Consider the following 26,460-nt stretch of genomic DNA (forward strand, 5'->3'; position numbering starts at 1 on the left):
AGAACCGGCAGAGATGCTGGTTCTTTTGCTATGTATTTAGTATTTCTCCAATATTTCACTTCTTACCGCTGAGATAAGATAAAGTGAACCTGTAATTAGAAGAATTTCATCATCTTTTAGATTTGGGATAATGTTGTTTAATGCAACTTCATAATTCTCATATTTAGTAACATGAGTATCACCGAAGCTTTGAACTAGATTATCAAGATTTGATTCTTTAATTTCGATTGGAACTTTTGTTGCCGAGAATTCAGCTGGGATTGTTTTTGATTTTTCGATCATATCTTTATAATCTTTGTCTTCAAGAATACCAAGCAGAATTTTCAATTTAGGGAATTTTTGCTTATCTAGGTAGGCTACTAAACTATCAATTCCATCATTGTTGTGCGCGCCATCTAGAAGAATATTTTCACGAATCCATTCTAAACGTCCTACCCAAACTGATTTACTTAGAGCTTCTTTTATAACATCATCTTCTATATCGATTATATTGCGTTTTTTCAGGTTAGATAATGCTTCTAGAGCTAAAGATGCATTAAAAGTTTGGTGTGCACCGACCATTTTAGTAGAATAATCTATACCTTTATATGAGAATACGTTACCTCTAGCTTCGACCTTCTTCACAACGATATCCTCTTCGTTTAAAATACTCAAGCTAGCATTTTTTTCTTCACATATGTCTTTTATTACATTTACTACACCTTCACAAGCAGGGTAAATTAGAACATTATCATTTTCTTGGATAATTCCACCTTTTTCATAAGCAATTTTTTCAAGAGTATCGCCAAGAATCGCAGTGTGATCTAGACCGATTTTTGCAATTATAGATAATACTTTTTCTTTAAAAATATTTGTTCCATCATATCTTCCGCCAAGACCAACTTCCATAATGACGAAGTCTGTTTTTTGCTCTTTAAAGTATAATAGAGCTACACCAGTGATAATTTCAAAGAATGACAGTTTATCGCTAGGATCTGGATTATTCTTGTCGTAAGTTTCTTGAACTAGTTTGAATAATCGATAAGCTTCTTTATATGAAATAAAATCATCGTTAACACGGATTCTATCGTTAAAACTCAGCATACCAGGACTTGTATATAATCCAACTTTATATTTAGTTTTTAAGACATCTTTCAAATAAGAACAAGTAGAACCTTTACCGTTAGTTCCAGCAACATGAATTACTTTAAGATCTTTTTCAGGATGATCAAAAAGTTCAAGAATATGTTCCATTCTGTGAAGACCAAGTTTCATCCCAGTACGTTCTATTTTATATGATGAAGTAATAAGAAGTTCTTCACAAACACATTCAACTGCATAGTTTACAATTTCATCTTCATCTAAAGTTAGAAGTTTTTCAGCAAGCTGTTCTAAACTTAGCTGACTAAAAAGCTCTAATATGTTATTTTTATCTTCTAAATTATTTTCTTTTAAATATTTCTCAAATTTTATTTTACAATTCAAATTCATAAATAAACACCAACATTTCTAATAATATACATTTAATTTTATAATGATAAAGATGAATTGTAAAGGATATAATTTTGGTGAATTTGATGGAGGGATTTAGCTAGGAACTGTTCCAAAAGTTCTAAAATTTAAAAAAATCAATAAGAGAATTCATAGACGCAGTGGTTTATTGATATCTAAATTCGCTTTATAAAAGCTTTTTAGATGTCTAATAAACCACTGCGGAAAGTGACTCTATAAAATCTTGTTTCTTAAGAAATCAAGATTTTTGAGTCACTCCCAATACAAAAAAGTGTATACTTTAATTTTAATTGTTAGTATGTTAGTATAATTAATGAAGAAGTTAGAGATAAAAAAGGAGAACAACATGATAGCAATAACAGGTGTAACAGGAAAACTAGGTGAAAGAGTAGCGGAAGTTTTAAGTGAGCAAGGGATAGAAACAGTTCATATCGCAAGAAATCCTATGAAAGCTAAGAAATACAGTAATGCAGAAATAAGAAAAGTAAGCTACGAGAATAGCGAAGAAAGTCGTGCGGCATTAACTGGAGTAAAAACATTATTAATGGTATCAGCGAAAGAAAATGCCAAAAGGGTGGAAGAACACATTGGATTTATTGATGCAGCTAAAACAGCAGGAGTAGAACATATCGTATATATTTCATTCTATAATAATAAAGAAGATGCAACATTTACTTTATCACGAGACCACTATCAAACAGAAAAATACATAAAAGAACAGGGATTACAATATACATTCCTTAGAGATAATTTTTATTTAGATTTCTTTTTAGATATGTGTTTAGAATATGGAGAACTTCGAGGACCAGCAGGAGATGGTTTAGTATCTGCAGTAGCTCGTAAAGATGCTTCAGATATGGTAGTGGCAGTTATGTTAAAAACAGAGGAATATAAAAATAAAGTATTAAACTTAACAGGTCCACGAAATTTATCGATGAAAGAAATTGCTGAGATTGTTAGTGAAAAAACAGGTAAGGAAATTACATATTACAATGAAACAGTAGAAGAAGCCTATAAATCACGCCAAAAATGGGAAGCAGAACAGTGGGAATATGATTCATGGGTAAGTACATATACAGCTATAAAAAAAGGTGAACAAGAAGGAGTTTCACTAGACATAGAAAAAGTATTAGGAAGACCAGCAACATCATTGGAACAACTTTTAGAGGAGTATGTTGGAAGAAAATAAAGTAGGAACAGAAATTTTCCAAATTTTTTCAACTTTAATTTCATTTTAATTATAGTCTAAAGTTCACGTAAGGTAAGTGGGATATAATATAAACATAACAAAACTTAATAATATTTTTTTTTCATAATATATGGCTCGTCGAAAGACGAGCCTTTCTCCATATCTAGAGATTATTTTCAAGCTTTTTCAACTTTAGTTTCATTTTAATTATAGTCTAAAGTTCATGTAAGGTAAGTGGGGTATAATATAAACATAACAAAACTTAATAATATTTTTTTCATAATATATGGCTCATCGAAAGATGGGCCTTTCTCCATTTCTGAGAATAATTTTCATTATTTTTCAACTTTAGTTTTATTTAAATTATAGTCTAAAGTTCACGTAAGGTAAGTGGGATATAATATAAACATAACAAAACTTAATAATATTTTTTTCATAATATATGGCTCGTCAAAAGACGAGCCTTTCTCCATTTCTGGGAGGACTTGACAAGTTATTATTTTTGTAAATATAATATATTTAAATTGATAATTAATAAATTCTATGAATACTCATGCTGTTAAGAGGTTAGCAAATGAGAGATATTTAGTATAGATAATATTTTAGAAGGTGTAGATATGAATATTAGTTTTGAAAAAGGAATAAACAAAAATAATGCATTAACGATCTGTGAATGGTCGAATGAGAAAGGTGAAGAATTTCAAAAGCAATGGATGGGATCAAAAATTTCTTATCCTTTAGATTTAGAAAAAATAAGAAAATTAGAGGATTTATTTTCTATTTTTCATGAAGAAGAATTTATAGGCATAATACAAATTATAAAAATTGAGGAAAATAATGCTCATTTAGGAAGATTTATTTTAAATCCACAAAAAGTAGGCCAAGGATTTGGAAAAAATGCATTAAAATTATTTGTTCATCATATTTTCGAAGATGAAAATATTAATAGTATAACTCTAACGGTATTTGATTCTAATATAACTGCTAAAAAGCTGTACGAGAAATTAGGTTTTAAAATTTATAAAGTGATAGAATTTCCAAGTTTGAAGTATATCATGAAAAGAACTAGATAGTTATTATTTTTAAATATTTTCAACTTTAGTTTCATTTTAATTATAGTCTAAAGTTCATGTAAGGTAAGTGGGATATAATATAAACATAACAAAACTTAATAATATTTTTTTTCATAATATATGGTCCATCGAAAGATGGGCCTTTCTCCATTTCTAGGAATAATTTTCAATCTTTTTCAACTTTAATTTCATTTTAATTACTGTCTAAAGTTCATGTAAGGTAAGCAGGATATAATATAAATATAACAAAACTTAATAATATTTTTTTTCATAATATATGGTCCATCGAAAGATGGACCTTTCTCCATTTTCAGAATAGTTTTCAAGTTATTTCTTGAATCTCTACCTCAAAGTGCTATAATATTATTTATGAAAAAAACATCAGTTAATTTATTAGAAGGTCCGATATTACGGGCAATGATTGCTTTTGCGATACCAATTATGATAGCGAATATTTTTCAGCAACTCTATAATACGGTAGATATTATGATTGTTGGTAGATTCCTTGGAGAAGAATCTCTTGCTGCTATTGGAGCTACTGCTGCGATATTTGAGCTTGTAGTTGGTTTTGCATTAGGTATAGGGAATGGTATGGGTATAGTTATTGCTCGTTATTATGGTGCTGGAAACTATGAGAAGTTAAAGAGTGCTGTAGCTGCCACGTTTGTTATTGGTGGAGTATTAAGTATAGTAATTGCTATATTAGGTAATTTTACCTTATATCCATTACTGAAATTACTAGGGACACCAAGTAATATTATTGATCAATCTTACGAGTATAGTTATCTTATAGTAGTATTTGTAGGTGTTACTCTTGCGTACAATTTGTGTGCGGGACTACTTCGAGCAGTTGGAGATAGTAAGGCTGCATTATATTTCTTAATTTTTTCAGCAATTATTAACATTGTATTAGATATATATTTTATTGCATATTTACATATGGGTGTGCGCTCGGCTGGAGTTGCAACAATTATCTCACAAGGTATTTCTGCAGTATTATGCTTTAACTATATTCGTAGAAAAACACCATTTCTTATTCCAACAAAAAAACATTTTACATGGAATAAAAAACTTTATTCTGTTTTATTTAGCCAAGGTTTGGCAATGGGACTTATGTTTTCTGTTGTTTCGATTGGTACAGTAATCTTACAAACGTCGATTAATGCCTTAGGTCCAGTAATTATAAGTGCTCAAACGAGCGCTAGAAGAATAATGATGTTCTCACTACTTCCAGTAGGATCTATGAGTGCGACTATAACGACTTTCACATCGCAAAACTTTGGAGCAAGACAATATAGTCGAATAGTTGAAGGGTTACGTAAGGGTGCGCTTGTTACGATAATTTGGTCAGTCTTCATCTGTATTACGCTATTTTTCGCAAGTCCATATTTAAATGAACTTATCACAGGAAGTAATGATAAAGAATTAATTTATCAAGCTTCACTATATCTTAAGATTAGTTCTGCATTCTATCCATTTTTAGCGATACTTTTAGTATTGAGAAATGCTTTGCAAGGATTAGGACAAAAGATGATGCCACTAGTTTCAAGTATTATAGAAATGCTAGGGAAAATATTATTTGTAATATTTATTATTCTAAGTGCAGGATATTTAGGAGTAATATTTGTAGAACCTATTCTATGGGTTGTAATGGCTGCTCAGCTGTATTATGCATTTAGAAAAGAGCCAGTTATTCGTTCATTGAAGAAAAAGAGTAAATAGTAGATTGAGGGCTGATTCAAAAGCTGTAAATTTTAATAAAGTGTATATGAAAACTTATAGGCGCAGTGGTTTATTGATATCTAAATTCGCTTTGTAAAAGCTTTTTAGATATCTAATAACCTGTGCGGGAGTGATTCGACAAAATCGATTTCTACGAAATCACGATTTTTGAGTTACTCCCTTTTTTACTGCAAACACAACAGTCACGTGATATAATAGTAAGGTATTTAAAAATAAACGATAAGGTGACAGAATGAATAAATTAAAACAATTATTAAATGAAAAAAAATATTTAATTATGGGGATATTGAACTTTACTCCAGATTCTTTTTCGGATGGGGGAGATTTTTACGATGTGGAAGCTGCGATAGATGGTGTTCGTAAGATGATAGCCGAAGGTGCGGATATTATTGATATAGGTGCTGAATCGACTCGTCCAGGTTCGATTGTAGTTAGTGAGGAAGACGAACTTGCAAGGCTGCAAAGCGTATTTCCAACTTTAAGAGAAACATTCCCTGATGTGTGCTTTAGTGTTGATACATATAAGCCTAATGTAGCTGAATACATGATTGAAGCTGGTGTCGATGTACTAAATGATGTAAATGGAGCTAAAGGAAGTACTATGGCTGATATTGCTGCTAAATATGATATGCCTATCTTCATCATGCACAATGGTGGTGTTGAAGAGGGGCGTGAGATTGAACAAGTTGTACGCGAACTTGGTGAGAGTGTTGATATTTGTTTAAATGCTGGTGTGAAGAAAGAAAGAATTATCGTTGATCCTGGAATGGGATTTGGTAAAACTGCAGAAGCTAATTTAGAAATTACACGTAAGCTAGAATTACTTAATTCACTAGGCTGTGAAATCCTATATGCGGTAAGTAGAAAGAGAACTACAGATTATGTGCTAGGTGGTAATAGTAATCCGAAAGATAGAGATATAGTAAGTGCTACTTTATCATTAGAAGCGGTGAAACGAGGAGCTAGAATGGTGCGTGTTCATAATGTAAAAGTTATGAAAGAAGCCCTAATAACTTATGAAATAATTAATGGATAATCTAACAGAAGGAGGTTGAAATGAAGAATACATTTGTTTATAATAATCATTTAGAAGCGAAGAAAGTTTTTAGTACGCTTGAGAGTGAATTAGAAATTTGCGATGAATTTATTTTCAGCGTGGCATTTATTTCAGAAAGTGGATTGACTAGTTTACTTCAGACTTTGAAGAATTTAGAAGAAAAAAATATCCGTGGAAAGATTTTAACGACGAATTATTTATATTTTAATACTCCTAAAGTATTAGAGAAATTGTCTAATTTTAAAAATATCTCTCTAAAGATTTATGATTGTGTAGAAAATAAACATGGATTCCATACTAAAGGTTATTTGTTTAGACGAGGTGACTCATGGAAAATACTGATGGGAAGTTCGAACTTAACGAGTGCTGCACTTACGATAAATAAAGAATGGAATACTTTTGTTGAGGGTGATAGAATTCTAACAGATACTGTCTTAGATGAGTTTAATAGTTTATGGGAGAAATCTAAGTCTTACTCTGAAATAAAAGATAAGTATGTTGAAGAATTCGCTACTAATAAGGTTGAGACTGTTACTGGAAAAATTATTTCCGAGGAAATCAAGCCGAATAAGATGCAAAGAAGTTTTATAGAAAATTTCGAAAAACTTCGTAATCAAGATAACAAGGGTCTTCTTATTTCCGCGACAGGAACAGGTAAGACATTTGCTGCTGCTTTTGCGATGAAGAGTATAGTTGCTAAGAGATTGTTGTTTGTCGTCCATAGAGAACAAATTGCTCGTCAGGCGTTGGAGACATTTAAGACTATTTTTGGAACTAGTCGTAGTTATGGTCTTCTTACAGGTAAAGAGAAAAATATAGAAGCGAATTTTATTTTTTCTACAGTTCAAACTATGTCTAAAGAAGATATTTTTAGGAGTTTTAATGATACTCATTTTGATGAAATTATAATAGATGAGGTGCATAGGGCAGGAGCTGATAGTTATCTTAGATTGATGGATTATTTCAAACCAGTATTTTATCTAGGTATGACGGCAAGCCCTGATAGAACGGATAGTTTTAATATCTATGAATTGTTTAACAATAATATTGTTTATGAAGTTCGTCTTAAAGAAGCGATGGAAAATTCACTATTATGTCCATTTCATTATTTCGGTATTAGTGATTTAGAAGTTGATGGTAAAGTTATAGATGAGCTGAGTGATTTTTCAAATCTAGTATCTAGTGAACGTGTTGAACATATTATAAATAAGATCAATTATTATGGTTATTCGGGGGAAAGAGTAAAAGGTCTAGTTTTCTGTTCATCGAAACAAGAAGCTAAGGTGCTTAGTGAAGAGTTTAATGCCCGTGGTTATAATACTACAAGCTTAACAGGTGAAGATAGTCAGGAACGACGTGAACAGGAGATCGCTAGGTTAGTTGCGAATGATGGAGAACAGCTGGATTATATATTTACTGTAGATATTTTCAATGAAGGTGTAGATATACCTGAGGTTAATCAGGTTATTATGTTAAGACCTACTCAAAGTTCTATTATCTTTATTCAACAGCTAGGTCGTGGTCTAAGAAAATCTGCAGATAAGGACTTTGTCGTAATAATAGATTTTATTGCGAATTATAAGAATAACTTTTTAATCCCTGTAGCTTTATCTGGAGATAATAGTTATGACAAAGATACTGTAAGGAAGTTTTTATCTCAGGGGACTAGGTATATTCCGGGGATGTCGACTATTCATTTTGATGAAATCTCTAAACAGAGAATTTATAGTGCGATCGATAATGTTAAGTTAAACACGTGGTTGTTCGTTACTGATGAGTATAATAAGCTTAAAAATAAACTAGGAAGAATACCTACGTATTTAGACTTTGAGGACTATGACGCTATAGATATTAGAAAGATTTTCGAAGTAGCTGGAAGTTATTATTCATTTTTAACTAAGAAGGAAAAACAGTTTAAATATAGTGGGAAACTGACGAAAACAGCAGAGAATATGTTGAACTTTGTTTCTACTAATTTAATCTTGAGTAAAAAAATAGAAGAACTTGTAATTCTACGTTTGTTATTAGAGGATAAGAAGCGCAATATCCTTTCAGCTTTTGAAGAAATTATGTTGAAAGACTATAATAAGTTTATCGCCGACTATGAACTGGATGTTAGTAGAAAGATACTTACTAACAATTTCGTAACTAGTAGCGTCACTAAGAAGAAATTCCATGACTGTATATTTTTAGATGAGAATACAACGGAGATAAAAATTTCTAAAGAATTTAAAGAACAGTTACAATCAGAGATATTTAGGGAATTATTATTAGATCTAGTAGACTATGGAATTTACAGATATAATAAATATTACAAAGATAATTTATACAAAGATACTAATTTTGTATTGTATGAGAAATATAGTTTTGAGGATATATGTAAATTATTCTCATGGGGAATAAACTATGTTCCACTAGCTATAGGTGGTTATAAGTATGACGAAAGAACAAAGACTTTACCGGTATTTATTAACTACGATATTGATGAAAATTCATTTAATCGTGATTATACACATGGATTTTTACCGGATAATGGTTTTACCTCAATGTCGAAGCCGAGAAGGAATTTAGAATCGAAAGAGTGCGACTATTTCTATAATAATGAAACGAAAATCTATCTATTTATGAGAAAAAATAAAGATGATAAAGATGGTGCTCGAATATTTTATTTCCTAGGTGAAATGAAGACGACAGGAGAACCTAAGTTAGTAGCTAGAGAAAGAAGCGGAGATACAGTAATCCAATTTTTCTATAAAATACAAACTCCAATCCGTGAAGATATGTATGAATATTTTACAAGGGATAGGATATAAGATAAAATATAAATAGAGAGTAACTAAGATGAATTTGAGTTCATGAGAATAAAGATTCCATTTAGTTGCTCTTTTTTATTAATCGTAAGAATTTTCAAGGTGCACGACAAATATTTTAAATTTTCAAAAAAAACTATACAATATATTGAAAATTAGAAGCTGGTAATGTAAAATAGAGCTAATATAGGAGGTGGTATTCGATGAATATTTTCTTGAAAAATAAACTCTATAGGTTATTCACTATTTCATCGGCATTTGGTAATGCTGGTAGAACGCTATTTGATATTGCATTTATTATTTATGCAACTAGTTTACCAAATCCAGAACTAGCCGTGAGTATAGTTTCGATAGCTACGACATTGCCTTATATTATTTCATTTATTTTAGGATATTTTGCAGATCAGACAAAAGATAAGTACAATAGAATATTATCGACAAGATTTTATCAGTTTTTATTATTTTCATTATTCGCTTTGGTATGCATTTATGGAGTGCAATGGTGGATCTTTATCGTATTAGTATTTGTAAATGTAGTTGCAGATATTCTAGGAGGCTATAATGGCTATTTATCAATGTCGATAAACACTAGACTAGTACGTAAATAACAACTAAGTGAAGCATTGGCGTTTATTAGTTCTATAAACAATACAATCTCGCTTGGTGGAAAGGCTGTAGGAGTATTTATTCTAGGACTTTTAAGTTATAACTATTTATATTTCGGTATGTTGAATGCAGTGCTATTCTTGATAGCATTTTTAATACTGACAAAGTATAAAAGTGTGATGAAAGAGAAGATTGGTAGTTTTAAAGTTGGGAATAAAGAGAAGGTAAGTACTAAAAGATTTTTAAAGGATACTATTGAAAACTTTAAAATACTTCGTGAAATAAAAAAGATATATAATTTTGTTTTACTATTTTTAGGAATGAATTTTTATTCATCGGCGATGTTCGCCTTGCTTCTAGTGATTTTAGTAAAAAATGATAGCTTATTATTTGGTAATGTTGCTTATACTATTACTCTATTAGAAATTGTGGAAGTACTTAGTACAATTGCCGGAGGAATATACCAAATTAGTTTTTATAAAAATATGAGTTTAAGAAATAATGCTATATTAGAAATAATTTTATTCATTATGTATGTAGGTAATTTATTACTACTGCAAAATAGGTTTATTCTTGTTATTTTAACTGTAATAATAGGTTATTTTGCAGGAATATCAAATCCAAAACTAGATGCATTGATTTTACAATCAGCGCCTGAGGAAAAACAAACGTCAATATATAGTATTTTTAGTACTGTTATTACTATTTCCGTTCCAATAGGAACAACGGTAATACTATTTTTCGCGAATTTTATTAGTGCATCATTTGCATTATACAGTTTATTACTATTATTAAGTATAATTTTGATGTATTCATTTAAAGTTAAGCAATAAAAAACAATCCCCTTAGATTTTGTCTAAGGGGATGCTTCTATTCATTACTTCATGGATGAAAAGAAGTATGAGTTTAATGTTCTGAGATTATGAATGAATAGCTTATTGATTTTCTACGAATTTTTTCTCATCGAATCCGAACCATGCTGCTTCCATGATACCTTCCATATCTTTGATTAGAGCTAATCTTGGGTTGGCAGGAGTACATTGGTCTTCGTAAGCATCCATTGCTAAAGTAGGTAGAGCTGCTTTGAATGCTTCGTAGTCAACACCGTGATCTTTGAAGCACATTGGAGTTCCTACACGTTTACCAAGTTCGAATACTGCTTGAGCATAAGAATCAACTGCTTGTTCTGGAGTATCAGCTTTTAGTCCTAACATACGAGCGATGTCTTGGAATCTTTCATCAGCTTGATAGTGTTCGTATTTAGGCCATAGAGCCACTTTACCTGGACGAGTACCGTTGTATTTGATTACGTATGGTAATAATGTTGCGTTTGTTTCACCGTGGATAGTGTGGAATTTACCACCGATTTTGTGTGCCATTGAGTGAGAAATTCCTAAGAATGCATTTGCGAAAGCCATACCAGCTAAGCAAGAAGCGTTGTGCATTTTTTCTCTAGCGTCTTTGTCGAATTCTTTAACAGATTTTTCTAAGTTTTCGAATACAAGTTTGATTGCACGAAGTGCTAATCCGTCAGTATAATCGTTAGCAAGGATAGAAGTATATGCTTCAGTTGCGTGAGTAAGTACGTCCATACCTGTTGCAGCTGTTGGTCTAGCTGGTACTGTTTGAACTAGTACTGGGTCAACGATTGCTACGTGTGGAGTGATAGCATAGTCAGCTAACGGATATTTTTTATCATTTTCTTTATCAGAGATTACTGCGAATGGTGTAACTTCACTACCTGTACCAGAAGTTGTTGGAACAGCGATGAATTTAGCTTTTTGTCCTAAGTGAGGGAATTTTACAGTACGTTTTCTGATATCTGCGAATTTTTGAACTAATTCTTTGAAGTCAGCGTCTGGTCTTTCATAGAATAACCACATGATTTTAGCTGCGTCCATTGGAGAACCACCACCTAGTGCTACGATAGCGTTAGGTTTAAATGTATTCATGATTTCTAATCCACGTCTTACAGTTGTGATATCTGGATTAGGTTCTACTCCAGCGAATACTTCGTATTGAACTTTATTTTTACGACGGTTTAATTGATCGATGATGCGTCCTGCGAAACCAAGTTTAACCATTGATTCGTCAGTTACGATCATTACTCTCTCTAAACCCTCCATTTCACTTAAGTATTTGATTGCGTTTGGTTCAAAGTAAACTTTTGGAGGTAATTTGAACCATTGCATGTTGTTGTTTCTACGTCCGATTAATTTGATGTTTAGTAAGTTAACTGCATTTACGTTACCAGATACTGAGTTACGTCCATAGCTACCACATCCAAGAGTTAGTGATGGGATAAATGCGTTGTAAACATCTCCGATTCCTCCGAATGTAGAAGGTGAGTTCCAAACTACACGACAAGCACGAACTACTTTACCAAATTCTTCAGCAACTTCTTCGTTTTGAGTGTGGATTGCTGCAGTGTGTCCTAGACCATTGAATTCAACCATTTGTCTAGCTTTTTCAATACCGTCTTTTGTGCTGCTAGATTTCAATACAGCTAATACTGGAGATAGTTTTTCACGAGTAAGTGGTTCTTTTTCTCCGACTTCGCTACATTCAGCAGCTAAGATTACTGTTCCTTTTGGTACTTCGAATCCAGCTAATTTAGCGATTTCTGTAGCTGGTTTACCAACGATTAGAGAGTTTAACTTAGCTCCACCGCAGTTTTTAGAGTTTGCTTCTACACCGAATAGTAAGTTTTCTAGAAGAGTTTTTTCTTTTTTAGTTACGAAGTGTACTCTGTGAGATTTCATAAGTTTAACGAATTCATCGTATAATTCTTTATCAACGATTGCAGCTTGTTCACTGGCACAAATCATACCATTGTCGAATGCTTTACTTAATACGATGTCGTTAACAGCTTGTTTAAGTTTAGCTTCTTTGTGTACATAAGCAGGTACGTTACCAGCACCAACACCTAGAGCAGGTTTACCGCAAGAGTAAGCTGCACGAACCATTGCGTTACCACCAGTAGCAAGGATTGTAGCTACACCATCGTGGTTCATTAAAGCGTGTGTTCCATCCATAGATGGTTTTTCAATAAATTGGATACAGTTTTCAGGAGCCCCTGCTTTAACTGCTGCATCACGAACGATACGAGCTGCTTGTTTAGAACATTCATTTGCAGATGGGTGGAAACTAAAAATTATTGGGTTACGAGTTTTTAAACAGATTAGAGATTTGAATACTGTTGTTGATGTTGGGTTAGTTGTTGGTACAACACCACAAACAACACCAACTGGTTCAGCTATAGCTGTAAGTCCATCAACGTCATCTTTATCGATTACTCCAACAGTTTTAAGATCGCGCATGTAGTTTACAATGTATTCACATGCATAAAGATTTTTAATCGCTTTGTCTTCAACAACACCACGACCAGTTTCTTCGACAGCTGCAACTGCTAACGGTCCGTGTGCTTCAAGAGCTGCAACGGCTGCTGCTTGAACTATTGCATCAATTTTCTCTTGATCTTCGATCTTTTTGAATTCATCTAAAGCTACTAATGCTTTTGATACTAATGTATTTACTTCTTCAACTGGATCTACAGTTTGTAATTTTTCTTTAGACATGATATTTTACTCCTTTTAATTCAGGAATTTATAACAGAAATAATGAGAATATCTGTAAAGTATAATAGTGGATAATTATCATTTAATTTTTGCTATAAACACCTCTTATTTGTTTACATTTATATTTTACACCTACAATTAATCGATGTAAACACCTGTTATATAACTAGAAAACCTAGATAAAATATATATTTTCATATAAAATTTGAATGTACAAATTAATGGTGTAGGTATTTTTGAATTTAATATTATATTTCTGTTATATAAATAAATTACTTTAATAATAATTGTTTTCAATGTTATTTTACATTATATAAAATAATTATTATATAACAGATTATGGAGTGTATTTTTGTTTTGAATAGTTAAATATAATATTAAAAATAAAGTTTCATATATTGATAACGTTTATCAATTAATATTAAAAGGAATTGTGTATTATAATAGAAGAAAAAGAATAACAAGTATATTTATCGTAGTCTAACTTAAGAAGTAATTAAATTGGTGAGGGAGCTAGACTGTAATTTTTTCAGTAAATATTTAACATGAATTATATTTATGATTTACTTGTATTTACTAACGATGATTAAATTAAAAAATATTTAAAAAATACATAGTTATTAGTTGCTTTTTATTTCTATACTTGATATAATAATCGCTAGAGTAATTTTATTACTCCTTACTCTCTAGTAAACTAGAGAGTCGCAAAGACCAAAAGGAGGTAACACACACATGAGAAAATATGAAGTAATGTTTGCTGTTCAACCACGTATCGATGAAGAAGCTAAAAAAACTGTGGTTGATAGATTCGTAAATATTCTTTCAGAAGGTGCAGAAGCAGTAGAAGTTAAAGATTTAGGTAAAAAACGCCTAGCTTATGAAATCGAAGACTTCAGTGATGCTTACTACTATGTAGTAGAATTAACTTCAGAAACAGATGCGTCTACAAAAGAATTCGATCGTTTAGCAAAAATTAGCGATGACATCATCCGTCACATGGTAGTAAGATTAGAAAAATAAGGGGTGAAATACTATGGTAAATCGTGTAGTATTAGTAGGTAGATTAACTAAAGATCCAGAATTGAGATATTCTAGTTCGAATGTTCCAATGCTTTATTTCTCAGTAGCTGTAAACAGAACATTCACTGACCAAAATGGTCAAAGACAAGCAGACTTTATTAACTGTGTAGCTTTTAGAAAGCAAGCAGAAAATATGGCACGTTTTTTAGGACGTGGTAGTCAAGTTTCTGTTGAAGGTAGAATACAGACGAGAAATTATCAAGGTAAAGATGGAAACACAGTTTATGTTACTGAAGTAGTAGCAGAAAGTGTTCAATTCCTTGAATCTAAAAACAGCTCACATAGTAGACAAAACAATGGTTTTGACTCAATGAGTTTTAATCAACCTCAATCACAACCAGCGTATAATAACAATAATCAAAATTATTATAACAATAATACTAATCAAAACTTTGGGCAAGCTAATTCAGCTATGCAAGATTTTATTAATGACAGTTCATCATTTTCTGATTTTGGGGAAAACTTCCCAAGTAATCTAGATGATGACTTCATGCAGGATGTAGTAAATCCGTTTAAAGAAGACTAAAATTACATAGGAGGACATGCACAATGGCAGTAAATAACAATCGTCGTAACAACATGCGTCGTCGTAAAAAAGTATGTTATTTCACTAAAAATAACGTAGAGTTTATCGACTACAAAGATGTAGAATTACTTAAAAAATTCATTTCTGAACGTGGGAAAATCTTACCACGTCGTGTAACAGGTACTTCAGCTAAGTACCAAAGAATGTTAACTACAGCAATTAAAAGAGCTAGACACATGGCACTTTTACCATATGTAGTAGACGAAAAATAAGAATAAAAGTGAAAAAGATGAGCTTAGGCTTGTCTTTTTTTTGTGCTTTGATATAATTAGAGAGAAATATTATAAAAGACACGTACTGGAATTGATTAAATCAACTCTAGCGTGTGTCTTTTTTTGTTAGTAGGGAATAAATGGGGAAAGGTTGTTAAGGTTATTTCTTAAGTTGACTTTCATGTTCTCGGTAACGTGAGTGTAGATTGACAATGTTGTTTTAATATCAGAATGTCCTAATCTTTGAGATATTACTTTGATAGGTACATTTTGTTCTATCAACAAAGCCACATGAGTATGTCTGAAAATATGTGTGTGAATATTTAAAATTTTTAAATGATTTAATATAGTTACGTAGGTAATTTTAAAAATGAATTTATTTGAAGATATATAATCTAGCAATAATTTAGCTATAAAATCGGATATTTCTATAGTTCTAATACTCGATAAAGTTTTAGGTGAACCAAGTTCTCCATTTACTAATTTTGTTTTGCTAACAGAAATAGTTTTATTTTTAAAATCAACATCATCTGGAGTAAGTGCTAACACTTCCCCTATTCTAAGTCCTGTATGCAATTGTAAAATAGCGATACTTCTAACCGTGTTATTTTTTATTTTTTTCAAAATAACTGGTATTTCATCTTTCTCCAAATATTTAACTTTTTGCAATTCCAATGCCTTCTCTTCTTTAGTAAACTTGAAATCAAGTTTTACATTGAAATTCGACACATAGTATTTTTTTATAAATTGGAAAAAGTTATTTAATACCATGCAGGTTAATTTAATAGCGTTAGGGGAATAGTCCTTCCTCATATCCATTAACATTTTATCGTATTTAATTTTAGTAACATCTTCTAATCTTTCATTATCATCTACTACTTTTATTCTTGTTTCATAGGCTAAATAAGAATTATAAGCTAAAGTTGGCTTTTTAAACTCTAAATATTTTTCTTTATAATATCCTAAATTGTGAGCCTCTTGAACTGGATTAAGTATCTTATTGATCCTATCTTGTAATTCCTCAAATGCTTCCTTTTCAGTAGCACGAGTCTTATTATTCTTAACGACAGAAACACGCTTGTTTTTACCATCTCTATCCTTGAATGATTGAACAAATCTATATTTGCCATTATGTGTGATTTCTCTGTACATAAATACACATCCTTTCTTGTTAAATGTAGATGTGTATGATATACTATTAGTGTAGTTTATGTGTATACCATACACATTTATTCTGAGATATTGCCGTATCTCATTTTATCCTTTACTCTTGCCGGAGTAGAGGATTTTTATTTTGTTTAAACTGGTCGAATTTAACCAGTTAAAATAGTAAATTAGTTTAAAGTATGTTATAATAATTTTATAGAGGCTTCGTGTATTATTTACACGATTATTTAAAAGATATGTTAAATATCACCTTTCTAAAATCGATTTTAAAAGGTAAGGAGTTCTATCCTTTAGTAGGTGCTTAATTGTGCCTACTTTTTTTGTTAATCATATAAATAAAAAAGTACTTTAAGAATTTTCACTCAAAGTACTAAAAAATCTAGATTATTTTACCTGCCGGTTCACGCCGACAATACGTATAATAATTATAGCATTTTAAACTTTTAAGTGCAATATTTTTTATTTAAAAGAAAAAGAAGCCTTTATCCAATGATAAAAGACTTCTTCACGGTGGGCACAGCCCTCTAATCTAATATCATTATATCATATATTTAATTTTAAGTCTAATTTAATATTATTCTTACCGTGTCGAATTCGATACGGTTAAAAAAGAAAAAAAGGTATCTATGGAAAACCATAAATACCTTAGCAGAGCCGGTTAAAAACCTCTCTGAAAAATGTTACCAGTAGAGCCTATATTTTCATATACCTCTAAGATACTTTTATTATATTATAAATGTTATGGTTTGTCAATTTTATAGGTTGTTAAATTTTTTATAAGTTCAGTTTCTAATATTTTTAAAATTCTATCTGATAATGTTATTTTTCCTATAGGATCTAAAGGATTAATAGGTTTAAAAATTCTAAATTTACTAATAGTTGTTATTGCCTGTACGTTAGCATATGTATTTTTATTATATTTAAGATAAAACTCTGCTATTTCTTTTGAATAATCTTCGTCTTTTTTTATTAATAACTTAGCTTCATTAATTCTTAAATTACCAGTTTTATTGTGTCGTTTCGCTAAATCATTGATTAAAAGTTGAACGTCCATATTTTTCGGATAATACACTCCAGGCTTTTTTGTTAATGGATTAGCTTGAAAATCCAAAATAGCTGTTAAAAGTCTATTCCTTTCTTGAATATCTTTTACTGTTTGGTCAAAAAACTTATAAATCATGTTCTTATCAAGATTTATAAAATCTTTCTTTTCTTTAGAGGTAAAAGGTATTACGGTTAGCGTCCCCTTTTTAGGATTATCTTTGTTGTCCATAACTACACAAAAATGAGGATGTGAAAATTCATTCCCTATTCCTGTTCCAAAATCAACAAAGATTATAGAGCCTTTTTTATATCGTTTGAAGTGTTTTGTGTGGTTATTATTGTCATTTCTTAATTGTTTGGCTCTAAATATTTCAGAAGATGCTAATTTTTTAAATTTTTTATTTCTTGGATTATTTGCAACACTAATCAAAATATCTCTAGCTCTACTTAGTTTTTTCTTATTATTTACATTTTCATTAGATTCCATTTTTGTATCACTCCTTTCTAAAATTTCCTTCTTAACTCAACAACTCTTCCAATAATGACTACTGGTTTTGTAAGTACTTCTTCGTTTGAAAAGTACATAGGTGAGTATTCTGAATTGTTAGATATTAGCATTATTCCATTACCAAGCTTTTCAAATTTCTTACATGTTGCATCGTCTCCATTTACTAGAGCAATTACCACATCTCCATTGTTAGCTGTTGATTGTTGTCTGACTATAACTGTATCTCCATCGTTTATATCTGGTTTCATACTGTCACCTTTGATTCTAAGTCCAAAGAATTCTCCTTGATTTTCCCACGATTGAGGTACTTCCTCATAGTCCAGTATATCCTCAACAGCTGATATAGGGATACCTGCTGCGACTGTTCCTAATACTGGGATTTTTAAGCCTTGAAGGGTTTGAGGTTCATTAATTTTAGCTTCTTCTATTCTTTCGTATCTATGTACATCGTATCCTAATAACCACGCTTCTGTAACACCAAATACTTTTGATAATAGGAAGATTTTTTCGTTATCTGGATTTGATTTGCCATTTACATATTGAGATAAGTGGCTTTTAGAAAATTTTATATTATATTTCTCTTGAAATGGTTTAGCTAAATTAAGAACGTCTATTTGTCTTAATCTTTTTTCTTTCATTATTTGATTTATTCTTTCAGTAGAAGTTGCCATAACTTTCACCTCCTGTTAGAACTATAATATCATGATTTGAACAAAAGTTCAAGATAAAAGTTCAAAAAATTTGAATTTTTGTGTTGACAACTAGAAAATGTTAGTATATAATAAAATTAAGTTCAAGAGCTTGAACTATAAAAACCATAGAAAGGAGATAAAATGAAATTTAATTATGATAAATTACTGGGAAGAATAGTTGAGGTCTATGGAAATCAAAGTAACTTTGCTAAAGATATGAAACTCTCTGAACGTAGTATTTCTTTTAAATTAAACAATGTAAGACGTTGGAAAGATACTGAAATTAAATTAGCTATGCAACTTTTAAAAATCCCAGAAAGCAAAGTTCATTTATATTTTTTTAATGAATAAGTTCAAATATTTGAACAAAACAAAAAGCTCCCTTATTTCTAAGAGAGCAATGTAAAGATTTATATTTTATTTTGTTTTATTTTTATTGCAATTTATTTGGGTTCATTTTAGAAAATGCTACATAGCATAAAATGGTTTGAATTATTACAAATGGTATGTAAATAGGCATTAATACTATAGCTATTGTGTATAGTATCGCTGCTGTAAGGATAAACCCTCGTTTGTTTAGGAAGTAACCTAATGCATTCATCAATAGTGCAATTCCTGTACAAACTAAGTGAGGCATTATTAGTGCAATTCCGATTGCTGTTCCTACTTGAGTTGCTGAGTCGCCAGTAGATACTTTACTACCAGTGCTTGAAATATAATAAATTAAATATACGACATATAAGGCCGACAAAATTAGTGATGTAAGTGATAATTTACTTTTCTTCATTAATAATCTCCTTTTTGTTAAATCTTTACAAACTTATTATACCACAAGTTGGTTAATACTGAAATTTTTACTAGAGAGTAGAAAGGAGGAAATCAATGGTTAAAAAAGAAGAAATTATAAATAATAAAAAAACATTAAAATCTGAAACAGTAGTTACAGATGGGAAAAATTATTCAAGCATAAAAAATACCCCCAACTCTATTGAATTGAGGGTAGAGAAAATTAGGAGGAGTGAAAATGAAATTCACAATTAATAACAACAAATTCTATTTAAACGATGTTAAATTGGATAAGTTAATTAGTTATTCCATTGTTGCTGATATCAATAGAACAAAACTCACTATTGAATTAATCGTAGATGATGTTGAGATAGATTCAATAGCGAGTAAAAAGGTCAAAGAATTATGAAAGCATTTTATTTAGAAGTAAAAGAACAACTAGAACATAAAGGAATGACAATTTACAGGTTGTCGAAAGAAACTGGAATTTTTGAACAAACATTATATTCAATGTTTAATGGCAACACATCTAGTCCTCAGTTAGATAACGCTGTTAAGATAGCTAAGGTATTAGACATAGATTTAAATAAATTAAAAGTAGGTGATTAAGATGAAAGAAGAGGACTTTTATAATGCTTATAAGGATAAATTAGAAAATCCAGATGATTGGGTTGAAAGACCTGATTTAAAAATATTTTTAAAGATGGAAGGTTCACATAAAAAATTTAATGATTGGTTAATAGAGATTGAAAGTTTGGAAGATAATTATTTATATATTCAAGGTACTCTTGCAACCAACGAAACTTATAACAAAGTTAGAATTTACAATTATATTAATGCCAAAAGGTCAGTAAACAAACGTGAAAAACGACTTAAGAAAGGAGCTTAAGAAATGAATAATTTAAAAAGAAGAAAATTAAACACATTGTATCTTGTGTTAACAACGATTGCTATTTGCACGGCAATAATGACAAGCATTGAATTTACAAGAATATTAGGAATGTTGTTGTGTGTTTTAATGATTTTATTTGTTCAATTTGACGACCGTAGCGAATATGCATTTCCAGACCCTGATGGTGAAGAAGATGGCGAGATTTAATGTTAGTGAAGTGAACAAAAGAACTAAACTTGATTATTTCAAGAAATTAATGATTACAGAAATGTTTAACAAATCAATTTCAGTTAGTGAACTAGCTAAACTTAGCGGTGTACCATCAAGCAAAATACAAGGCTTTAAATATACTCAAACAAGTATTTTAAAATTTGATGAAATTGTTAAGGTAGCAACAGCACTAAATATAGATTTAAACGTATTGAAAGGAGTATAACGAATGAAAGAATTTCATTATGATTATGTAACTAGAATTATTGACTGGGCAAAAGATAGAGAGATTAAGGAGAAAGGTAGATTAACAAAGCAACTATTAAAATCTGATGAAGAAAATTCAGAATTGCAGAACGCTATAGAAAGTTATGAAAATGGTAATAAGGACGCTTTAATTCAAATTAAAGATAGCATAGGTGATATATATGTAACTCTTGTAGTATCAACTTATTTAGTAAGTGAACGACCTTATTTAACTTTTAGAAAGATTAAAACAAGCAAACATTCATCAGTTAGCATTGGTTGGCTGTACTTCATTAGAGAGTTAAAAACTCAAGACAGATTACTGTTTGATGTATTTACAAATACTGAAGCTACTTTCATTGATATTGAAGTTAGATTATCAAGTTATATTAACTTCTTAGAAATGGTAGCACAGGCTTACGGATTAGAATTAGTTGAATGTATTAAATATGCTTACGATACTATTTCTAAGCGAAAAGGAAAAATGATAGACGGTACATTTATTAAAGAAGGAGAATAGCTATGTTAGATAAGGAAATGAAAATCGATAAAAAAGAAGTAGGTAGACGGATAAGAGATTTTAGAATAAGTAAAGCATACACTTTAGCTGAGTTTGGAAAGTTGTTTAAGGCTACTAAAAGCAATGTTTCAGATTGGGAAAACGGTAGAGTACTACCGAATAAAGAAAGACAAAAGAAACTAGCTAAATTACTTCAAATAACCGTTAATGAATTGCTTTACGGAAATACTGAGAAAGATGTTGAAGAACTCTATCAAAGACTTATTAAGCTTCCTAGAGATGAGTTTATTAATTTAATGATGAGAGCATCTATTGAATTTGAAAGCGAAGGAGAATAAAGAATGTTAGTAAATATTAATGAGGATATCTTAAAGTTATTAGAATTAAATGACTTAAAAGACACTGAAAGTAACAAGGAATTAATAGAGAATGTTGTAAATGCTTATATGGTAGGTGGTATTTTTACAGCTATTCAACAAGAGGCTAGTGAAGTGAAGGAAAAAGCAGTTAAAGATTTAATGGATTATTACGCTAAAAGAATGCTTTTACATTCTATTAAAAAATTGTTAGAAGAATAAAAAAGCTCGTTGCGATAAAACAACGAGCGATAAACAAAATAAAAATCTACTGTTATTATAACGTAGATTAAAAGGAAAATCAAGGAGAATTTAGAAAGTGAATGAAAATCAAAAAAGGTGCTATTTGAATTAATAGAGAACTATGGATATGAAGGCTTTATAGATGATATGTTTCATTTTAGAGATGTATTCAGATATGAAAAGGAAGATAGCGAACTGGCTAAAGCTTACAAGAGTTTGACTGTTAGAGAAGAATTTGAAGTGATTAAAGTTTATATAGCATATTTGGAGGTAATGTATCGTGATATCAACTAATGAATTTTTAAAAGAATTAAAAGACAAAAAATATACAGTTGTTGAAACTGATGAAGAATACAAGATTATTAAGAAAGATGTAATATACGCTATTGTCGGTACAAAAGAACAATACAGCAGGACATTTAAGAATACACCAGTTGAATTAAAGAAACTGGTTAGGAAATATGAGGATACTAAAATTAAGGATAGAACAGGATTTTATAGAATACCTTTAAAGAACTTAAATTTAGGTGGAGAACAACTTTATATTTCATTTAATAGAGTTAGTGAACAGTTCGGAGCAAAAGGAAAGCTATTATTTGATAGTGAAGATAATTTAACTCAGATATTCACTAAAGCAGACTTAGAAAGTGATTATTTTAAAGAACAAATAGGTGAATACTTACAATGGACGGAGGAAGCTTAATAATGGGTGTAGAACAAAAGATATTGATCTTAAGAAAAAGAATTAAGGATTTGAATTTAAAGCCAACTGGGTATAACAAGCACGGACAATTTCACTACTATCAATTATCAGATTTCCTACCTCATACCATCGATATATGTTCAGAAATAGGTTTATATGAGGAATATACTGAAGATGAAGATTATAAAACTTTAGTAGTTAAGGACGTGGAGCAACCAACAGAAGCTAGAATTTTCAAAATGAAAAAAATGGAAGTCCCACCTATTTTACCTACACAACCTAATGAGAAAGTAGGGGTTGCAATGCAACGAGCAGGGAACACTGTTCAAACTGTTGGTTCAGTAGATACTTATTACATGAGGTATCTATATAGGAATTTACTAAAATTAACTGAACCTGACTTTACGGAAATAATGGCAGAACGTAACGCTTTAATTCAGGCAATTCAACAAAATTTACCACCCCAACATATTCAATCTATTTTAAGCAAAAGGAACAAATTTAGATTAGAAGATTTAACTAACGAAGAATTAAGAGATGTTTGGCAATGGATATTAAATCAACGTCAAGCACAACAACATCAACAACAAGAACAAGTAGAAGGAGAACAAACGAATGATAAATAACGTAGTATTAACTGGTAGAATAACTAGAAATTTGGAGTTAAAACAAACTAACAATAATAATTCATCTTTAAATATTACCCTTGCAGTTGAAAGAAATTTTAAAGATCAAAGCGGACAAAAACAGACTGATTTTATTAGTTGTAAAGCCTTTGGCAAACGTGCTGAAACAATAGCCCAGTATTGCCAAAAAGGTGATTTAATTGGAATTACTGGAAGTATTCAAACCGGGAGTTATCAAAAGCAAGATGGAAGTACGGTTTATACAACTGATGTAATGGTTGATGGATTATCATTTTTCCCTAAACCAAAACAGGATAATCAAGCTAATCAATTTAACCAACATTTGAATAATTTTAATCAACAAAATAATTTAGCCCAAAATAACGCTTATAACGGCTTTAATAATCAAAATGGGGATAACGCACTAAACTATATCAATCAACCTCATAACGTGCAAAATAACGGCTATATAAGACAAAATAACCAACAACAAATGGAAATGAGTGGAACTGGTGGAATTAACAACACTAACAACTTATTTAATGATTTTGGCAAAGATATTAATTTAGATAATGTATTCGAAAATGTAATTAACCCGTTTAAGCAAGAATAGTGATCTATGGAGCAAAAAGTAATTAAAGTTATTCCACTAAATTTAAGTTTACTTGAAGTGTTAGGACAAGGGAAAGTCTATGAAGCTCTTGTCCTACAGCAAGTAGATTACTGGTGTACTATCAATAAGAACAAGAATGAGTATTATATTGAAGGTTCATATTGGATGTTTTCATCAGTTAAAAAAATGTTAGAAAGGGACTTCCCGTTATGTTTCAGTTACGACACTTTAAAGCGAACGCTAATTAATTTAGAGGAAGGCAACTTTTTAATAACAAAAAAACATAAAAACGGTAAATTATATCGAGTGAATTACAATAAAATATCTTTTGATAAAAAACTTAAATTAGATAAAAATATTACTAAAAATGAAAATAAAAATCAAAAATCTAGGTTAGTGCAAAATGCACCAACTGAAAAAGTAAAGTTAGGGCAAAATGCATCAACCCAAAAATTAGAGGTTAGGGCAAATTGCATTAACGGTGAGGGCAAAATGCACCAACCAGTTAGGGCAGAATGCACCAACCAGTTAGGGCAAAATGCACCAACCATAAAAGAGATTAATAAAGAGAATAATATATATATTAATTATAATAACTTTATCAAAAATAAAGAACTTAATAATAACAAGGGTTTAACTGATAAAGATAATTTATATAATCAAACCAACAACGATTTAATTTATTCTGGTGGGTTAAAAAAAGATGTTGAGTTAGCAATAAGTCAAGTTTATCTAAAGTTAACAGGAGACTATAAAATAAACGGTGTTAGCGTTGATGTAATGAGAGTACAGGACGTGTTAAAAGATGTAACTGAAACACAAATTAATTACTGTGTACAGCAAATCTTAAAATCTAAACAAATTACTAATTTTGAAAATTATGTAATTGCTAGTTTGTATAATTCAGTGACGAGAGATAAACAAAATAAAATTAATAATCAAAATTCTACGCTAGGTAAATTTAACTGGTGGGATGAATAAATGGAGGTGATTAAGTGTTAAAATTTTTACACCGATAGCAGTTGTGCCAAGGACTACAGCACAACAAAAGAAATTTTCAACAAAAACTAAAAGATTTTACGAAACAGGAAAGGTTAAAAATTCAAAGGCAACCTTACAACGTGCATTAAGTGGCTTCCAGCCAAAAGAAAAATATACAACAGCTATTAGATTAAAAGTAATATGGATTTTTGAACCAACACAAAATCTAAAGACGGTGAGAGAAAAGCAACTAGCCCCGATTTAGACAACTTACAGAAATTATTGCAAGATGTAATGTGTAAAATGGGCTTTTACAAAGATGATGGATTAATTACGGATCTAGAAGTCAGTAAGAGGTGGCATAAGAACAGTGGACTGTATATTGAGATTGAAGAAGTAGAGAAGATAGACAATGAATTTAATGAATTAATGGAGGATTAAAAAATGGAAGAGAAACTATTTAATTTGGTGAGAATTATGAAAAAAGAAACAAGCGGATATAACGGAGTTAAGAAAATTAACTTTGAATACAAGGAAAGAATTTATACATTGACTGAAGAGGGACTATATCCACTAGTAGAACACGCTGGTATTGATATTGATTTAACCAACTCACTAACAGATGTAACGGTTAAAAGTATGGAGTTTTAATCATGACAAAGCTTGATGATATTATGTGGAAATTGAATATGACTAATAAGAAATTAGCTAAATTAAGTGGGGTTAGTACTAATACTATCAATTTAATACGTACTGGGAACGGTAAAGGCAGTAGGAAGAGTATTAGAAAGATAGCTAGTGCATTAAATGTAAATGCAAATGAAATAGGAGATTAAGAGATGTTAGAGAAATTAGCTATAGTAGGATTAATAGGTATAGTTGTTGCTTATTTTGTATTTATATTTATTGAAGCAACTAATTATCAAGAACGTAAAGAAAAGAAAAACAAGAAGCCATAGAATTAAGGATAAAAAATGCTAGGTTAGAAGAACAACTAAAAGCACTAGACGACAAACAAGCTGAACAAACGAAAAAAACAGCTGAATTGAACGGAATTGGAGGATAAGGAATGGACGAGAAAATAAAAGAATTAGCAAAAAGAATTTTTAACTTAGAGAAGGATAATATTGTACATTATGAACTATTAAAGGAATTTCATTATGAATTATTTAAAATTAAAATGAATTTAACTATTTTGAATTGGTTGGTAATATCTTACATACTTTATCAAGTTATACATTATATCTGGGGGAAATAATATGGTAGGTAAAAAAATGTTAAAAAAAACGTGGGATAACATAGAAATTATACTAATCACACTTTCAATGCTGTTAGCAATGTTTACAGCGGGGTTGATACTGGGGGTATATGTTTCAAGTAACACGATCGAGGAACTTTCTAACGACAATATAGTCAAGGAAAGAACTATCCAGCAACAAAAGGAACGT

Annotated in this window: 37 protein-coding genes; 31 read left to right on the forward strand and 6 right to left on the reverse strand. The window is 30.5% G+C overall.

Annotation, left to right across the window (positions count from 1 at the left end):
- Nucleotides 1–36: 36 nt before the first annotated feature.
- The gene (locus FOC48_RS09545) at nt 37–1,470 is read right to left on the reverse strand and encodes a bifunctional folylpolyglutamate synthase/dihydrofolate synthase (protein ID WP_003148059.1); all 1,434 of its coding nucleotides are present in this window, start codon (nt 1,468–1,470) and stop codon (nt 37–39) included.
- A gap of 367 nt (nt 1,471–1,837) precedes the next feature.
- Here FOC48_RS09545 and FOC48_RS09550 point away from each other — a divergent pair, with 367 nt between their 5' ends.
- The 7 genes from FOC48_RS09550 (at nt 1,838) to FOC48_RS09580 (ending at nt 10,802) form a co-directional block, all read left to right on the forward strand.
- A complete protein-coding gene (locus FOC48_RS09550) occupies nt 1,838–2,680 on the forward strand; it encodes an SDR family oxidoreductase (protein WP_003148058.1) in 843 nt (280 codons plus the stop codon).
- A 617-nt stretch (nt 2,681–3,297) separates the two neighbouring features.
- Nucleotides 3,298–3,753 carry a GNAT family N-acetyltransferase gene (locus FOC48_RS09555; RefSeq protein ID WP_003148057.1) on the forward strand — a complete coding sequence of 152 codons (456 nt, stop codon included), beginning with the start codon at nt 3,298–3,300 and terminating at the stop codon, nt 3,751–3,753.
- A gap of 369 nt (nt 3,754–4,122) precedes the next feature.
- Nucleotides 4,123–5,475 carry an MATE family efflux transporter gene (locus FOC48_RS09560; protein WP_003148056.1) on the forward strand — a complete coding sequence of 451 codons (1,353 nt, stop codon included), beginning with the start codon at nt 4,123–4,125 and terminating at the stop codon, nt 5,473–5,475.
- 253 nt (nt 5,476–5,728) lie between these two features.
- On the forward strand, nt 5,729–6,532 hold the full coding sequence (folP, locus tag FOC48_RS09565) for a dihydropteroate synthase (protein ID WP_003148054.1): 804 nt from the start codon (nt 5,729–5,731) through the stop codon (nt 6,530–6,532).
- A gap of 20 nt (nt 6,533–6,552) precedes the next feature.
- Entirely contained in the window at nt 6,553–9,366 is a 2,814-nt protein-coding gene (locus FOC48_RS09570) for a DEAD/DEAH box helicase (protein WP_003148053.1), read from the forward strand.
- Between the two features lie 200 nt (nt 9,367–9,566).
- A complete protein-coding gene (locus FOC48_RS09575) occupies nt 9,567–9,971 on the forward strand; it encodes an MFS transporter (RefSeq protein ID WP_003148052.1) in 405 nt (134 codons plus the stop codon).
- Nucleotides 9,972–9,986: 15 nt separating this feature from the next.
- A complete protein-coding gene (locus FOC48_RS09580) occupies nt 9,987–10,802 on the forward strand; it encodes an MFS transporter (protein WP_003148051.1) in 816 nt (271 codons plus the stop codon).
- A 102-nt stretch (nt 10,803–10,904) separates the two neighbouring features.
- Here the strand turns inward: FOC48_RS09580 and adhE are convergent, their stop codons facing one another.
- Nucleotides 10,905–13,547 carry a bifunctional acetaldehyde-CoA/alcohol dehydrogenase gene (gene adhE / locus FOC48_RS09585; RefSeq protein WP_003148050.1) on the reverse strand — a complete coding sequence of 881 codons (2,643 nt, stop codon included), beginning with the start codon at nt 13,545–13,547 and terminating at the stop codon, nt 10,905–10,907.
- A gap of 732 nt (nt 13,548–14,279) precedes the next feature.
- On the opposite strand from adhE, the gene rpsF reads away from it, so the two are divergent.
- The 3 genes from rpsF to rpsR are packed head-to-tail and all read left to right on the forward strand — an operon-like array spanning nt 14,280 to nt 15,425.
- Nucleotides 14,280–14,567 (forward strand): 30S ribosomal protein S6, encoded by a 288-nt coding sequence (gene rpsF / locus FOC48_RS09590; RefSeq protein WP_003148049.1) that lies wholly within the window; start codon nt 14,280–14,282, stop codon nt 14,565–14,567.
- Nucleotides 14,568–14,580: 13 nt separating this feature from the next.
- Entirely contained in the window at nt 14,581–15,153 is a 573-nt protein-coding gene (locus FOC48_RS09595; protein WP_003148048.1) for a single-stranded DNA-binding protein, read from the forward strand.
- A gap of 23 nt (nt 15,154–15,176) precedes the next feature.
- Nucleotides 15,177–15,425: a 30S ribosomal protein S18 gene (gene rpsR, locus FOC48_RS09600; RefSeq protein WP_003148047.1), complete on the forward strand. Its 249-nt coding sequence runs from the start codon at nt 15,177–15,179 to the stop codon at nt 15,423–15,425.
- Between the two features lie 126 nt (nt 15,426–15,551).
- Here rpsR and FOC48_RS09605 read toward each other — a convergent pair whose 3' ends face one another.
- From FOC48_RS09605 to FOC48_RS09615, 3 genes are all read right to left on the reverse strand, one after another.
- Nucleotides 15,552–16,577 (reverse strand): site-specific integrase, encoded by a 1,026-nt coding sequence (locus FOC48_RS09605; protein WP_003148046.1) that lies wholly within the window; start codon nt 16,575–16,577, stop codon nt 15,552–15,554.
- A 754-nt stretch (nt 16,578–17,331) separates the two neighbouring features.
- Nucleotides 17,332–18,123: a type II toxin-antitoxin system PemK/MazF family toxin gene (locus FOC48_RS09610; protein WP_003148045.1), complete on the reverse strand. Its 792-nt coding sequence runs from the start codon at nt 18,121–18,123 to the stop codon at nt 17,332–17,334.
- 17 nt (nt 18,124–18,140) lie between these two features.
- Nucleotides 18,141–18,815, reverse strand: a complete 675-nt coding sequence (locus tag FOC48_RS09615; protein ID WP_003148044.1) for a LexA family protein — start codon at nt 18,813–18,815, stop codon at nt 18,141–18,143.
- 162 nt (nt 18,816–18,977) lie between these two features.
- On the opposite strand from FOC48_RS09615, the gene FOC48_RS09620 reads away from it, so the two are divergent.
- A complete protein-coding gene (locus FOC48_RS09620; protein WP_003148043.1) occupies nt 18,978–19,187 on the forward strand; it encodes a DUF739 family protein in 210 nt (69 codons plus the stop codon).
- 82 nt (nt 19,188–19,269) lie between these two features.
- Here FOC48_RS09620 and FOC48_RS09625 read toward each other — a convergent pair whose 3' ends face one another.
- The gene (locus FOC48_RS09625) at nt 19,270–19,623 is read right to left on the reverse strand and encodes a hypothetical protein (protein WP_003148042.1); all 354 of its coding nucleotides are present in this window, start codon (nt 19,621–19,623) and stop codon (nt 19,270–19,272) included.
- 95 nt (nt 19,624–19,718) lie between these two features.
- Between FOC48_RS09625 and FOC48_RS09630 the strand changes: the two genes are divergently transcribed.
- The 20 genes from FOC48_RS09630 to FOC48_RS09885 all read left to right on the forward strand — a co-directional run.
- Complete coding sequence (locus FOC48_RS09630; RefSeq protein WP_003148041.1) at nt 19,719–19,877, forward strand: hypothetical protein; 159 nt, start codon at nt 19,719–19,721, stop codon at nt 19,875–19,877.
- On the forward strand, nt 19,861–20,031 hold the full coding sequence (locus tag FOC48_RS09635) for a hypothetical protein (RefSeq protein ID WP_003148040.1): 171 nt from the start codon (nt 19,861–19,863) through the stop codon (nt 20,029–20,031). Before FOC48_RS09630 ends, FOC48_RS09635 begins: the two co-directional genes overlap by 17 nt.
- Nucleotides 20,028–20,231: a helix-turn-helix domain-containing protein gene (locus FOC48_RS09640; protein WP_003148039.1), complete on the forward strand. Its 204-nt coding sequence runs from the start codon at nt 20,028–20,030 to the stop codon at nt 20,229–20,231. The genes FOC48_RS09635 and FOC48_RS09640 overlap by 4 nt, the downstream gene beginning before the upstream one ends.
- Before the next feature lies 1 nt (nt 20,232).
- Complete coding sequence (locus FOC48_RS09645) at nt 20,233–20,511, forward strand: hypothetical protein (protein WP_003148038.1); 279 nt, start codon at nt 20,233–20,235, stop codon at nt 20,509–20,511.
- A gap of 3 nt (nt 20,512–20,514) precedes the next feature.
- The gene (locus FOC48_RS09650) at nt 20,515–20,721 is read left to right on the forward strand and encodes a hypothetical protein (protein WP_003148037.1); all 207 of its coding nucleotides are present in this window, start codon (nt 20,515–20,517) and stop codon (nt 20,719–20,721) included.
- Complete coding sequence (locus tag FOC48_RS09655) at nt 20,708–20,950, forward strand: helix-turn-helix domain-containing protein (protein WP_035467246.1); 243 nt, start codon at nt 20,708–20,710, stop codon at nt 20,948–20,950. Before FOC48_RS09650 ends, FOC48_RS09655 begins: the two co-directional genes overlap by 14 nt.
- A 3-nt stretch (nt 20,951–20,953) precedes the next feature.
- Nucleotides 20,954–21,490: a MazG-like family protein gene (locus tag FOC48_RS09660; protein ID WP_003148035.1), complete on the forward strand. Its 537-nt coding sequence runs from the start codon at nt 20,954–20,956 to the stop codon at nt 21,488–21,490.
- A 2-nt stretch (nt 21,491–21,492) separates the two neighbouring features.
- Complete coding sequence (locus FOC48_RS09665) at nt 21,493–21,828, forward strand: helix-turn-helix domain-containing protein (protein ID WP_003148034.1); 336 nt, start codon at nt 21,493–21,495, stop codon at nt 21,826–21,828.
- Between the two features lie 3 nt (nt 21,829–21,831).
- Entirely contained in the window at nt 21,832–22,068 is a 237-nt protein-coding gene (locus FOC48_RS09670; protein WP_003148033.1) for a hypothetical protein, read from the forward strand.
- A gap of 117 nt (nt 22,069–22,185) precedes the next feature.
- Complete coding sequence (locus FOC48_RS09675; protein ID WP_172497946.1) at nt 22,186–22,383, forward strand: hypothetical protein; 198 nt, start codon at nt 22,186–22,188, stop codon at nt 22,381–22,383.
- Complete coding sequence (locus tag FOC48_RS09680) at nt 22,370–22,792, forward strand: hypothetical protein (protein ID WP_003148031.1); 423 nt, start codon at nt 22,370–22,372, stop codon at nt 22,790–22,792. Before FOC48_RS09675 ends, FOC48_RS09680 begins: the two co-directional genes overlap by 14 nt.
- A complete protein-coding gene (locus FOC48_RS09685; RefSeq protein ID WP_155801266.1) occupies nt 22,774–23,418 on the forward strand; it encodes an ERF family protein in 645 nt (214 codons plus the stop codon). The genes FOC48_RS09680 and FOC48_RS09685 overlap by 19 nt, the downstream gene beginning before the upstream one ends.
- On the forward strand, nt 23,408–24,031 hold the full coding sequence (locus FOC48_RS09690; protein WP_003148029.1) for a single-stranded DNA-binding protein: 624 nt from the start codon (nt 23,408–23,410) through the stop codon (nt 24,029–24,031). Before FOC48_RS09685 ends, FOC48_RS09690 begins: the two co-directional genes overlap by 11 nt.
- Nucleotides 24,032–24,037: 6 nt before the next feature.
- Nucleotides 24,038–25,012, forward strand: coding sequence for a hypothetical protein (locus FOC48_RS09695; protein ID WP_003148028.1), 975 nt, complete (start codon nt 24,038–24,040; stop codon nt 25,010–25,012).
- 43 nt (nt 25,013–25,055) lie between these two features.
- Complete coding sequence (locus FOC48_RS09700) at nt 25,056–25,277, forward strand: hypothetical protein (RefSeq protein ID WP_172497948.1); 222 nt, start codon at nt 25,056–25,058, stop codon at nt 25,275–25,277.
- Between the two features lie 17 nt (nt 25,278–25,294).
- Nucleotides 25,295–25,453: a RusA family crossover junction endodeoxyribonuclease gene (locus FOC48_RS09705; RefSeq protein WP_254263181.1), complete on the forward strand. Its 159-nt coding sequence runs from the start codon at nt 25,295–25,297 to the stop codon at nt 25,451–25,453.
- A 3-nt stretch (nt 25,454–25,456) separates the two neighbouring features.
- Nucleotides 25,457–25,663 (forward strand): hypothetical protein, encoded by a 207-nt coding sequence (locus FOC48_RS09710; protein WP_003148026.1) that lies wholly within the window; start codon nt 25,457–25,459, stop codon nt 25,661–25,663.
- A gap of 2 nt (nt 25,664–25,665) precedes the next feature.
- A complete protein-coding gene (locus tag FOC48_RS09715) occupies nt 25,666–25,848 on the forward strand; it encodes a helix-turn-helix transcriptional regulator (protein ID WP_003148025.1) in 183 nt (60 codons plus the stop codon).
- Between the two features lie 233 nt (nt 25,849–26,081).
- Nucleotides 26,082–26,270: a hypothetical protein gene (locus FOC48_RS09720; protein ID WP_003148023.1), complete on the forward strand. Its 189-nt coding sequence runs from the start codon at nt 26,082–26,084 to the stop codon at nt 26,268–26,270.
- A gap of 1 nt (nt 26,271) precedes the next feature.
- The coding region (locus tag FOC48_RS09885) for a hypothetical protein (RefSeq protein WP_216842916.1) at nt 26,272–26,460 on the forward strand (189 nt) is incomplete at its 3' end.

The organism is Gemella haemolysans (assembly GCF_012273215.1).
Classification (GTDB): domain Bacteria; phylum Bacillota; class Bacilli; order Staphylococcales; family Gemellaceae; genus Gemella; species Gemella haemolysans_A.